Source organism: Bifidobacterium sp. ESL0790 (assembly GCF_029395435.1).
Classification (GTDB): Bacteria; Actinomycetota; Actinomycetes; order Actinomycetales; family Bifidobacteriaceae; genus Bifidobacterium.
The window spans coordinates 866,065-877,793 of sequence record NZ_CP113915.1 but is presented as its reverse complement, the minus strand read 5'-3'; the positions used below and the strand labels follow the sequence as shown (position 1 = coordinate 877,793).

Sequence of the window (11,729 nt, the reverse complement as noted above, 5' to 3'; positions counted from 1 at the left end):
AAAAATTAAAAGAAGAAGGAAAGTGCGCCCGGCAGGATTCGAACCTGTAACCTGCTGATCCGTAGTCAGCTGCTCTAATCCATTGGGCTACGGGCGCAATCGTCAAGAACATGCGTTCCTGACAACTCGTCTAATATAACCCAATCCGCAGGAACGCGCAACCGTGGCGTGTCGCATTAAGTTATGGCAGTCGCCAGCGGCACAAGCCCGCGCAGAGCCTAAGCGTTGGCGACCTTGCGGCGACCGAGCACGGCGCGACGACCCTCGGAAGCCACCAGCTTGGGCGTACCCTCTCCGTTGACGGCGGCCTTGTCGACGATGACCTGGTCCACGTCGTCCATCTCGGGCAGGTGGAACATGGTCTCCTCGAGGGTACGCTCGATGATGGCGCGCAGCCCCCTGGCGCCGGTCCCCTCGCTCATGGAGATGGCGGCGATGGCGGCGATGGCCTCTTCGGTGAACGAGAGCTTCACCCCGTCGACGGCGAAGAGCTTGCGGTATTGCTTGACCAGCGCGTTGGCCGGGCGCACGAGGATCTCGCGCAGGTCGGCCTCAGTGAGCTCGTCGAGCACGCTGATGACGGGCAGACGGCCGATGAACTCCGGCAGCAGCCCGAACTCCTCCAAATCATCCCCGTCAACGCGCCTCAGGACCTCCTGTGGCGCCGTTTCCCGCTCACGCTGCCAAGAGGCCGCGAATCCGCTCTCGTGGGCTCCCAGGCGCTTCTCGACGATCTTGTCGAGCCCGACGAACGCGCCGCCGCAGATGAAGAGGATGTCGCGCGTGTCCATCTTGACGGTGTTCTGGTCGCGGTGCTTGCGCGTGCCCTCGCCCTCCAGCGGCACGGAGGCGATGGTGCCCTCGAGAATCTTCAGCAGCGCCTGCTGCACACCCTCTCCGCTCACGTCGCGGGTGATGGAGGAGCTCTCGCCGCTTTTGCGCGCGATCTTGTCGATCTCGTCGATGTAGACGATGCCGTGCTGGGCGCGCGCCACATCGCCGTCGGCGGCCTGCAGGAGCCGCTGCAAAACGGATTCCACATCGTCGCCGATATAGCCAGCCTCGGTCAGCGTGGTGGCGTCGACGATGACGAACGGCACGTTCATCACTTTCGCCAGCGTCTGCGCCAGGTAGGTCTTGCCTACGCCCGTGGGACCCAAAAGCAGGATGTTCGATTTGGCCACCTGCACGTCGTCGAACGGGTCGGCGCGCCGCTTGGCCTTCGTGGTGCCCTTGGCCTTGCCTTTGGTGGTCTTCGCGGCCTGGGGTTTGAGCCCGCCGGCGGACTCGTTGAGCTCCATGTTGACGCGCTTGTAGTGGTTGTAGACGGCCACGGAGAGGGTGCGCTTGGCCCGCGCCTGCCCCACCACGTAGCGGTCGAGGTAGGTGTAGATCTCGGAGGGCTTGGGCAGCTTGAGCACGTTCGCCTCGGCGTCGTGCTCGCGCTCGTCGGAGATGATGTCGACGCACAGCTCGATGCACTCGTCGCAGATCGCGGCGGCCTGCCCGGTCACTAGTTTGTGGACCTGACGCTCCGACTTGCCGCAGAACGTGCAACGTGGGATGCCCTCACCGTAGCTGACCACGTCTGGCATACCGCCTCCTCTTCACTCGTTCGTTTCCTGTTACGACGATACCCCTCACGCGCGAACGAAAGGGGTATCTTGGCAAATCAATGTGCCTGAAGGCGACTACTTGCGGTTGGCGAGCACCTCGTCGACCATGCCGTAGTCCTTGGCCTCCTCGGCCGTCAGGAAGGTGTCGACCTCGATGTCCTTGCGGACGCGCTCGACCGACTGGCCGGTGTGCTTGGAGAGCGTCTCTTCGAGCCATTCGCGCATGCGCAGCATCTCCTTGGCCTGGATCTCGATCTCGGTGGCCTTGCCGAAGCCCTGGTCGATGGCCGGCTGATGAATCAGCACGCGGGCGTTCGGGAGCATGAGGCGCTTGCCCTTGGTGCCGGCGGCGAGGATCACCGCGGCGGCCGAGGCGGCCTGGCCGAGGCAGACGGTCTGCACGTCGGGCTTGATGTATTGCATCGTGTCGTAGATGGCGGTCATGGCGGTCATGGAGCCACCGGGCGAGTTGATGTACATCATCACGTCGCGGTTCGGATCCTGGCTTTCGAGCACGAGCAGCTGGGCCATAATGTCGTCGGCGGAGGTGTCGTCCACCTGCACGCCCATGAAGATGATGCGGTCCTCGAACAGACGGCTGTAGGCGTCCTGCGTCTTGATGCCGTAAGGCGTCTTCTCGCTAAACTGCGGCATCACGTAACGGTTCTGGGGCGCAAAACCGGCCACGCCGCGCGGACCTGCGAGACGCTCGGCGCGAGCTACAAACTTCGCTTCTTCACTTGCCATGTTCACTCCCCGTCCTTCTTGGTGCTCATAGTGCCCGGCGTGGTCACGATCTTATCGAAGAAACCGTATTCCAGCGCCTGCTGCGCGGTGAACCAATGGTCGTACTCGTTGTCGCGGTAGATCTCCTCGATCGTGTGCCCGGTCTGTTCGGCCGTGAGCTGCGAGAGGGTCTGCTTCATGTCCATGATCAGCTCGGCGTTGATGCGCACGTCGGTGGCGGTGCCGCCGATGCCTCCGGAGGGCTGGTGCATCAGGATACGCGCGTGGGAAGTGGCGAAACGCTTGCCCTTGGTGCCGCTGGAAAGCAGGAACTGGCCCATGGAGGCCGCCATGCCGACCGCGACGGTGGCCACGTCGGGCTCGATGAGCTGCATGGTGTCGTAGATCGCCATGCCCGCGGTGATGGAGCCGCCGGGCGAGTTGATGTAGAGCCAGATGTCTTTCTTCGGATCCTCGGCCGCGAGCATGAGCATCTGCGCGCAGATGACGTTCGCGTTGGCGTCCTTGACCTCGTCGCCGAGCCAGATGATGCGCTCCTTGAGGAGCCTGTTGAAAATCGGATCCGTGATGGTGGGGGCCGAATCCTCCCCCTCATCCATCGACGGCGTTGATGTCAGCAATCCTGCCACCATATCTCCTTGCATTCACGATAGTTACAGCTTGTAATTCTACCCCGTCTTATACGACAGGCCCGGCGCTTTTGCGCTCAGAACGAGAAACAAGAACGTTGAAACCGCGCGAAACCAGCGCCGACACGGCCACGCCGACGCCGACCGGCACGAAGAAGGCCATCGGGGCGCCCGTCAGCTCCATCACCAGGCACATCGCCATCAGCGGCGCCTGCTGCGAGGCGGCGAGCAGGGCGGAGGCCCCGACCAGCGCGCATGCGGTGACGGTGTCGCCGGGGCTGACGATGACCCATGCGAAGCCGAGCAGCGCGCCAACCGTCGCACCGATCGAGATGCCAGGTTGGAGCACGCCGCCGGAAGCGCCGGAACGGATGGTGCCGAGCGTCAGCACGACCTTGGCCACCAGCAGAGCCAGCAGCACCGGCACCAGGGCATGGGCCTCGCGGGCAGTGGAGGAGAAGGCGTATTGCGCCACGGAACGGCCGTTGCCCATGACCTGTGGCAGCCATATCGCCACGACGCCGGTCGCCAGCGCCGCCAGCGGCATCATCCAGAGGATGCCCGCGCCTTTGGGCTTGTTGCCTTCGGCCCATTGCGAACCTTTGCGGAACAGCGCGCCTGAGACGCCGCAGATGATGCCAGCGAGGATGGCGAACAACGTGAGGCTCAGCGTCGGAATCGCAGAGTTGCCCATGGCGGCCATGCCATAGAAGGTTCCGCGCCCGCGGATCATCGAAGCGATATACGCCGATACCGCCGAGGTGCCGAGCGCCATGGTAACGGTTTCCATGCTGATGTCGGCCAGCAGGATCTCGAGGGCGAAGAACGTGCCGGCGAGCGGGGCGTTGTAGACGCCGGCAAGACCTGCCGCCGCGGCCACGGCGACCACGGTTCTGCGGTCTTTTTCGTCGTTTAAGCGGAACAGCTGCGAGAAGCGCTGGCCCAGCATCGCGCCGAACTCGCGCGGGGCCACCTCGCGGCCGATGGACGAGCCGGAACCCACGATGAAAATCTGCAGCAGCACGTGGACGGTGGTCTGCCAGACCGGCATGCGCTCCCCCGCCACGGCAATCTTCACCGACGGCACCTTGGTGGTTTTGGTGCGAAGCAGCCACCACACGACGGCCGCGAACACGGAACCACCGACAATCGATGCGATACGCCGCCACGCCGCCACCTTATAGGGGCTCGGGTCCTGCGGATTCTCCACATAGCCCAGCATCAGCCGTTCGACACCGCTCAGCATCAGGCCGAGCAGCCCGGAGCTCACGCCGACGACCCCGCCAAGCAGGAATATGACGGCGGCGATGACGCCCCATCGCTTCCATCCGCTATCGTTCTTATCTCGCACCAGCGTTTCCGGCTTTCCATGACAATCCATGCGGTTCCAGGAACGTCCCGGCGCTCCCGACACCATCTCTGAGACCAATATAACCGCGCCGGCGAAAAACCACCTCATGTCGCCCGACGTCAGGGACGGAACGGGTCGATTCCACCGATTCGCGTGGAAACCGTCAACGCACCTGCGGCGATGCATGCCGGCGCAAACAGTAACGAGAGAACGAGACATGCGCCATGAACCCATGCCATGCAAAACAAAAGGGAGCCGAGGCGAACCCCGTGCTCCCTTTTGACGTTCAGTCAGTAATCAATTCCTGACCGGAAGATCACTTGTCCTCTTCGGACTTGGAGACCTCGTCGGCGACGGCGGCAGCGGCGGAGGCCGCCTCCACGCTCTCGCTCTCCTCGGCCTCTTCAACGGCCTCGTCATCGCCGAGGAAGGCGCTCAGGTCGAGCTCCTTGCCATCGCAGGTGAACTTGACGGCGCGCATGCCGGCGAGCAGGCCCTTGGAACGGCCCACCTCCTGCACGGCGGAGCCGAGCTGGCCGTTGTTGACGATCGCGTTGATGAAGGCGCTCGGGTCCATGCCGTACTGCTGGGCGATGGAGGCGAGGAAGTTGGTGACGTCCATCTGGGAGACCTTGACGTCGAGCTGCTCGGCCAGGGTGTCGAGCACGATCTGGTCGCGCAGTTCCTTCTCGGCGGCCTCGCCGGCTTCCTTCTTCTGGTCCTTGGTGGCCTTCTCGGGATCGGCGGTGACCTGCTTCAGGCGCTCGTTGGTCAACTCGTCCAGCACGCCCTTGGGCAGCGGGATATCGACGCCGTCCTCGAGCTTGGCGATGAACGCGTCGCGCGCGTCGTTGGCCTGGCGACCCTCGCCGTCCTTCTCGCAAGCCTTGCGGATATCGGCCTTGAGCTCGTCAAGCGTGTCGAACTCGGAGGCTTCCTGGGCGAAATCATCGTCGAGCTTCGGCAGGTCCTCGGCCTTGACGGAGTTGACCTTGACCTTGATCTGGGCCTTCTCGCCCTCGTGCTCGCCGCTCTCGAGGGTGCCCTCGAAGGTGGTCTCCTCGCCGGCGGAGAGGCTGTCGAGCGCCTCGTCGATGCCGTCGAGCAGCTTGCCGCTGCCGAGCTCGTAGCTCACGCCTTCCTGGGAATCGACGGACTCGCCGTCAATCTCGGCGTCAAGGTCGATGTTGACGAAGTCGCCCTTCTTGGCGGGGCGGTCGACGCCGACCAGGGTGCCGAAACGCTGGCGCAGGTTCTCGAGGCGCTTGTCGACGTCCTCATCGGTGACCTCGGCCTTCGGCACGTCGAGCTCCATGCCCTCCAAGGCCGGCAGCTCGATGTCGGGGCGACGCTCGACGGTGGCGATGAACTTCACCTTGGTGTCGTCCTTGGCGCTTTCCGGAAGCTCCTTGACGTCCAGCTCGGGCTGGCCCATCGGGCGGATCTTCTTCTCTTCCAAAGCCTGGGAATAGAGGGCCGGCACGCCACGGTTGGCGGCCTCGCCCGCCACGGCGCCGAAACCGACGCGCTGGTCGATGATCGGGCCGGGCACGTGGCCCTTGCGGAAGCCCGGGACGCTGATCTGCTTGGCGATATCCTTGCGGGCCTCGTCAAGATAGGGGTCGAACTCTTCCGGGTCGACAGTGACGGTGAGCTTCACCTTGGTGGGCTCGAGATTCCTCACGCTGATTTTCACGCTAGTGCTCCTGACGGTTATTTCGACTACTTCTGCCCTTAAGGCAACCGTTATATGATAACTCGACTTACGGACTCTGCGACAAGGGCTATCTGCCATTCGCGGGCCCCTTGTTCGCGCAGGAAAGCGGGTATGTCGATGGCCTCGGGGTCGTCGCGCCAGCACAGGTTGCGGATGATCTGCGGCCTGATGATGATGTCGGGAGGCGTCCTGGTGTCGGACGCGATGGAGGCGATCGCCTCACGCACGCGTTTGAGCCTGGCGAAGCGGTCGGGATGGTGCTGCACCCAGTATTTCATCGAACGCGGGGCGTTGGCGGTTGGCTCCTGCCGAGGCGCTTGGGGCTCGGGCCATTGGCTCGGCTTGAGCGCGAGGGCCCGCTGGATGGTCTCTTTCCACACCTTCGGCTTCACGCTGCGTTGGATGGGCGCGTAGCGTTCGAACATCTTGTCCTGCTCGCTGCCGGTGTGGATGCGCACACGCTCGTTGAGGCTTCGTATGGCACGGAATTCACGGGCGTTGTGCGGCTTTTTGCGCGCCGCCTCGATGATCGCGGCGTCGGAGAGCAGCAGGCTCGGGGCGATGTCATCTTTACGCGCCAGCTCGTCGCGCTTCTCCCAGAGGGCCTTGGCGACGGCCTGCCCCCGGCGGTCATGGCCCAGCACGGTGAAATGCGAGATGCGCATCCACGGGGTGGGGTGCACGGGTTGCGGGCCGGTGCCTTTGGCGAGCGCGTGGGCGAACTCCTCGTCGGCCCATGCGCTTTTACCTTGGGCTTTCAGCTCCGAGCGCATTTTCTGCTCAAGCTCAATCAGCAGCTCCACGTCGAGCGCGGCGTAGTTGCGCCAGTCGCGGGGCAAGGGACGATACGACCAATCCGCTGCGGAATGCTCCTTGGCCAGCGTGATACCCAGATAATGCGCAGTGACGGCGGCGAGGCCGAAGCGCCTCAGGCCGAGCAAACGAGCGGCGATTTCGGTGTCGAACAGGCGTTGCGGCGTCATGCCGATATCGGTGAATCCGGGCAGGTCCTGCAGCGAATCGTGGATGATCCAGGTGGCGTCGCCCACCGCCCGGTTGAACTCGCCCCAGTCGGCCCCGGCCCTGCCGAGCGCGATCGGGTCGAGCAGCACGATGCCGGAACCGGTACGCTTGAACTGCACGAGCCAGTCCTCATGACCATAGCGGTATCCGGAGGCACGCTCGGCGTCGGCGGCCAGCGAGCCCGTGCCCTGCGCGAGCCGTTCGCACGCCTCGTGGAAGCCCTCGAGCGTATCGGTGACCTCGGGGACCCCTCCCCTCGGTTCTGACTGCAACCTAGGCTCGTCGCTCAACCGCACGCTCCCGTTTCATCATGATGTTCACACACGCCGCCAGGCCGCCTCCCGATATTGGGGAATCGCGCGAACGCGCGTACGACGGCCCGCCCTGTGGCGCTCCTACAAAATACGGCGTCCACCATACTCCAAGCCTTGGGCAGGGCCAATCCCGGAATGGTGGACGCCGTTGATAAGAACTATGCAAAGACGCCGAAGACGCCTTAGCAGACCTCGCTTTAGTAGACCACGAAGCCGTGGGCCTTGAACTGGTCGCGCACGCGCTTCTTGAGCTCCTTGCTCGGCCCCTCCTTCTTCTCCAGCGGATAGGGGATGTTGAGCTCGTGCCACTTCGGGCGGCCCAGCTGGTGGAAGGGCAGCACGTCGATATGCTCCACGGCGTCGCCGAAGCTCTCGACGATCTTGGCGACGTTCTCCACGTTCTCCACGCTGTCGGTAAGCCCAGGGACGAGGACGAAACGCACCCAGATCTTCTTGCCGGCCTTGGCCAGGCGCTGGCCGAACTCGATGGTGGGGGCCAACGTGGCGCCGGTGACCTCACGGTAGGTCTTCTCGTCGCCGGATTTGACGTCGAGCAGGCACAGGTCGATGTCGTCGATCATCTCGTCGGTCCAGTCCTTGTTGAGGAACCCGGAGGTGTCGAGGCAGGTCTGGATGCCCTCCTTGCGCACGGCGTGGAAGACGCGGGAGACGAATTTGCCCTGCATCATCGACTCGCCGCCGGAGAAGGTGACTCCCCCGCCGGTGTTCTGGAAGACGTCCTTGTAACGGGTCACGCGCTCGATCATGTCGTCGAGGTAGACCGGCTGGCCGTCACGCATCTTCCAGGTGTCGGGATTCTGGCAGAACTGGCAGCGCAGGGGGCATCCACTCATGAACACGGTCATCCTGGTGCCCGGCCCGTCCACCGAGGTGTTGATGTCCCAGGAGTGCACGAAGCCGATGTCGCCGGTGCGCAGCGCGTCGATGCGGTCGTGCCGGTCGAGCCCGATTGGGGATTGGAATCCTGAAAGACCGCCCATCAGCGTGTGCTTGGCATATACCTTCGACTCCTTGAGCATGTGCTGTGTCGTGGTTCTGAATTGAGTGGTGTCGGACATCCTTGCCCTCCTTTGGATAAGCTCGTCGTGCTCTGGCTTCATTCTACCGTCTTTGGGGTCTCACCCCGTCGATCCGCTGCGACCCAGGCGCGAGCCCGTTTGATGGCCAGACTGATTTCATCAAACGGGAAACGCAATGAATCGAGGGGATGGAACTTCACGCTCCACCCCCTCGTTTTCATTCGTCTACCGCCTCACGCGGGACCGCACCTTACTCGGTGACGGCACCCTGGTGGAACGTACGCGAGATCACATCGAGCTGCTGCTCGCGGGTCAGCTTGACAAAGTTCACCGCGTAGCCCGAGACACGCACGGTGAGGTGCGGGTACTTCTCGGGATGCGCGACGGCGTCCTCAAGCTGCTCCTTGCGCAGCACGTTGATGTTGGCGTGATAGAGGCCATGGCCGTTGCCGGCGTCGAGGATGCCGACCAGGTTGCCGATACGCTCCTCCTCGTCGCGGCCGAGGCCGTCGGGGGTGATCGTGTTGGTGAGGCTGATGCCGTCGAGCGCGTCGTTGTAGTCGATCTTGCCGACCGAGAACATCGAGGGCAGCATGCCGTGCGAATCCATGCCGTTCTCCGGGTTGGCACCGGGGGCGTAAGGCTCGCCCTTCTTGTGTCCGCTCGGGAAGGAGCCGGTCGCCTTGCCATAGACCACGTTGGAGGTGATGGTCAGGATGGACTGCGTCGGAACCGCGTTGCGGTAGATCGGCAGGGCCTTGATCTGCGACATCACGGTGGAGACGGTCCACTTGGCGAGGTCGTCGGCGCGATCGTCGTCGTTGCCATAGATCGGGAAGTCGCCAACGGTGCGATAGCCGACCACCAGGTCGTCATCAGCGCCTTCGACGTACTCGTCCTCATGGCCTTCGAGGTTCTTCGCGTCCTTGTTGTAGACCGGGTAGACCTTGGCATACTTCAGCGCGCTCAGGGAGTCGGCCGCGATCGACAGGCCGGACATGCCGCAACCGAGGGTGCGGTAGACTTCCTTGTCGTGCAGGGCCATCTCGATGGACTCATACGCATACTTGTCATGCATGTAATGGATGATGTTCAGCGCTTCGACGTAGGTCTCCGAGAGCCACTCAAGGGCCTTCTCGTAGTTGTCCTTGACCTTCTGATAGTCAAGCGTGCCGTCGGCCTCGGGCTTGATCGGATCGATGACGCCCTTGTCGATGACCTGCATGCCGGTCATCTCGTCGCGGCCGCCGTTGATCGCGTAGAGCAGCGCCTTGGCGGAGTTCACACGGGCGCCGAAGAACTGCATCTGCTTGCCCACGCGCATCGGGGAGACGCAGCAGGCGATGGCGGCGTCGTCGCCCCAGTGGTTGCGGATGTCGCGATCGGACTCATACTGGATGGCCGAGGTGTCGATGGAGATGCGGGCGCAGAAGCGCTTGTAGCCCTCAGGCAGCTTGGAATCCCAGAAGATCGTGATGTTCGGCTCAGGCCCGGGCCCAAGGTGGTCAAGGGTCAGGGTGGCGAGCAGACGGAACGAGGTCTTGGTGACCATATGGCGTCCATCATCGCCGAAGCCCGCGTCGGACCAGGTGGCCCAGTACGGATCGCCGGAGAAGATGTTGTCGTAGTCCTTGGTACGCAGGAAGCGGACGATACGCAGCTTCATGACGAGCTGGTCGATGATCTCCTGGGCACCGGTCTCGTCGAGCGTGCCGTTCTTCAGATCACGCTCGAAGTAGGAGTCGAAGAACGCGGAGACACGGCCGAAGCTCATGGCGGCGCCGTCCTGGCTCTTGACGCTGGCGAGGTAGCCCATGTAGGTCCACTGCACGGCTTCCTGCGCGTTCTGCGCCGGGCGGGAGAGGTCGAGGCCGTACTCGTTGCCGAGCTGGATGAGCTCCTTCAGGGCCTTGATCTGGTCGGCGTGCTCCTCACGGAAGCGGATCCAATGCTCGATCTCGGCCTCGGTGAAGTCGTTGCGATAAGGAATCGAATCCTTGTCTTCCTTCTTCTTGGCGATCAGGTAGTTAACGCCATAAAGCGCGACACGGCGATAGTCGCCGATGATGCGGCCACGGCCGTAGGCATCGGGCAGGCCGGTGAGGATCTTGTTGTGGCGGGCGAGCTTGATCTGCTTGGTGTAGACGCCGAACACGCCATCGTTGTGGGTCTTGCGGTACTTCGTGAAGATCGTCTTGATGTTGGGGTCGACCTCTTTGCCGGCCTCCTGGATGGCCTGCTCGACCATACGCCAGCCGCCGTTCGGCATCATGGCGCGCTTGCAGGGCTCGTCGGTCTGCAGGCCGACGATCACGTTGTCATGTTCCTTGTCCATGATGTAGCCGGGGCCGAAGTTGGTGATGCCAGCGGGGGTGTGGGTGTCCACATCATAGACGCGCTGCTTGCGCTCAACGGCGAGCTGGTTCTCGTCAAGGTACTTCCACATTTCCTTGGTCTTGTCGGTGGCCTTGGCGAGGAAGGACTCATCACCATCGTAGGGGGTGTAGTTCTTCTGGATGAAATCACGGACATCAATCTCTTCTTGCCAGTTCCCACCAACGAAGCCCTTCCAGGCCTTGGCCTGAAGTTCTTCCTCGGAGAGAGCGGTCTTCTCAACTGCTGTCATATATCACTCCTTTTTGTGGAGCAACGCTTCTTCACGTTGCGTTCCCTTCCATTGTAGAGTGTGATATCTCACAAACCCGCTGAAAAAATGTGACCTACGTCACTTTTATCGCCATTCGATATCTGGCATTTGTGACATATTGTCATCATCTATGCAATATTTCCGGCAAAAAAGGCAAAATAATCTAACTTTATATAACAAAAACACGGAATCGGATACTTTTGCGCGACGACAGCGAAATGAGGGATTGGTCACTATATCGTCGTGCCGGCGAGAGGGTGGTGAAGCGTTTTATCATTACGTAAAAAAACGCGGTCGCCACATGCCTGCGTGAACACAAGGCACGTGGCGACCGCGTTTCATTTCATCGGGATATTCGGCCGGCGGATTCAACGGCCGGCCAACGCGCGATCACTTCCTGCCGGCGCCCCAGTCGTTCCACTTGCGGTTCTCCTCATCCCAGATGAGGTTGCGCTCCTTGGCGATCTTCCAGGCGTCCTCGGCCTCCTTGCGGGACTTGTAGGGGCCGCTGCGTTGGTTGACGGGCGAGAGCTTGCCCAGCTCCGGCTCGCCCGTGGAGGTGTTGAAATACCACTCGTTCTGGTTCTGGTCCTGCTCGCGCTGTTCGTTGTCGGCCATCGCACTCCCCTTTTCTGGTTCAAAACC

The 11,729-nt window shown here is 62.6% G+C and carries 9 protein-coding genes and 1 tRNA gene; all 10 read right to left on the bottom strand.

The features are described 5' to 3' along the window. Window positions 1-23: 23 nt before the first annotated feature. Window positions 24-97 (bottom strand) — tRNA-Arg (locus tag OZY47_RS03155). Window positions 98-218: 121 nt separating this feature from the next. After that, on the bottom strand, window positions 219-1,595 hold the full coding sequence (gene clpX, locus OZY47_RS03150) for an ATP-dependent Clp protease ATP-binding subunit ClpX (protein WP_277178665.1): 1,377 nt from the start codon (window positions 1,593-1,595) through the stop codon (window positions 219-221). Between the two features lie 96 nt (window positions 1,596-1,691). Beyond that, window positions 1,692-2,363, bottom strand: a complete 672-nt coding sequence (locus OZY47_RS03145) for an ATP-dependent Clp protease proteolytic subunit (RefSeq protein WP_277178663.1) — start codon at window positions 2,361-2,363, stop codon at window positions 1,692-1,694. 2 nt (window positions 2,364-2,365) lie between these two features. Then, window positions 2,366-2,992 (bottom strand): ATP-dependent Clp protease proteolytic subunit, encoded by a 627-nt coding sequence (locus OZY47_RS03140; RefSeq protein WP_277179108.1) that lies wholly within the window; start codon window positions 2,990-2,992, stop codon window positions 2,366-2,368. A 49-nt stretch (window positions 2,993-3,041) separates the two neighbouring features. Continuing rightward, entirely contained in the window at window positions 3,042-4,373 is a 1,332-nt protein-coding gene (locus OZY47_RS03135; RefSeq protein WP_277178661.1) for a chloride channel protein, read from the bottom strand. A 286-nt stretch (window positions 4,374-4,659) separates the two neighbouring features. Beyond that, on the bottom strand, window positions 4,660-6,039 hold the full coding sequence (tig, locus tag OZY47_RS03130; protein ID WP_277178659.1) for a trigger factor: 1,380 nt from the start codon (window positions 6,037-6,039) through the stop codon (window positions 4,660-4,662). A 50-nt stretch (window positions 6,040-6,089) separates the two neighbouring features. Further along, window positions 6,090-7,373, bottom strand: a complete 1,284-nt coding sequence (locus OZY47_RS03125) for an HRDC domain-containing protein (protein WP_277178657.1) — start codon at window positions 7,371-7,373, stop codon at window positions 6,090-6,092. Between the two features lie 221 nt (window positions 7,374-7,594). Then, entirely contained in the window at window positions 7,595-8,476 is an 882-nt protein-coding gene (gene pflA, locus OZY47_RS03120; protein WP_277178655.1) for a pyruvate formate-lyase-activating protein, read from the bottom strand. Between the two features lie 211 nt (window positions 8,477-8,687). Then, the gene (gene pflB, locus OZY47_RS03115) at window positions 8,688-11,063 is read right to left on the bottom strand and encodes a formate C-acetyltransferase (protein ID WP_277178652.1); all 2,376 of its coding nucleotides are present in this window, start codon (window positions 11,061-11,063) and stop codon (window positions 8,688-8,690) included. Between the two features lie 411 nt (window positions 11,064-11,474). After that, entirely contained in the window at window positions 11,475-11,702 is a 228-nt protein-coding gene (locus OZY47_RS03110) for a hypothetical protein (RefSeq protein ID WP_277178650.1), read from the bottom strand. Between the last annotated feature and the right edge of the window lie 27 nt (window positions 11,703-11,729).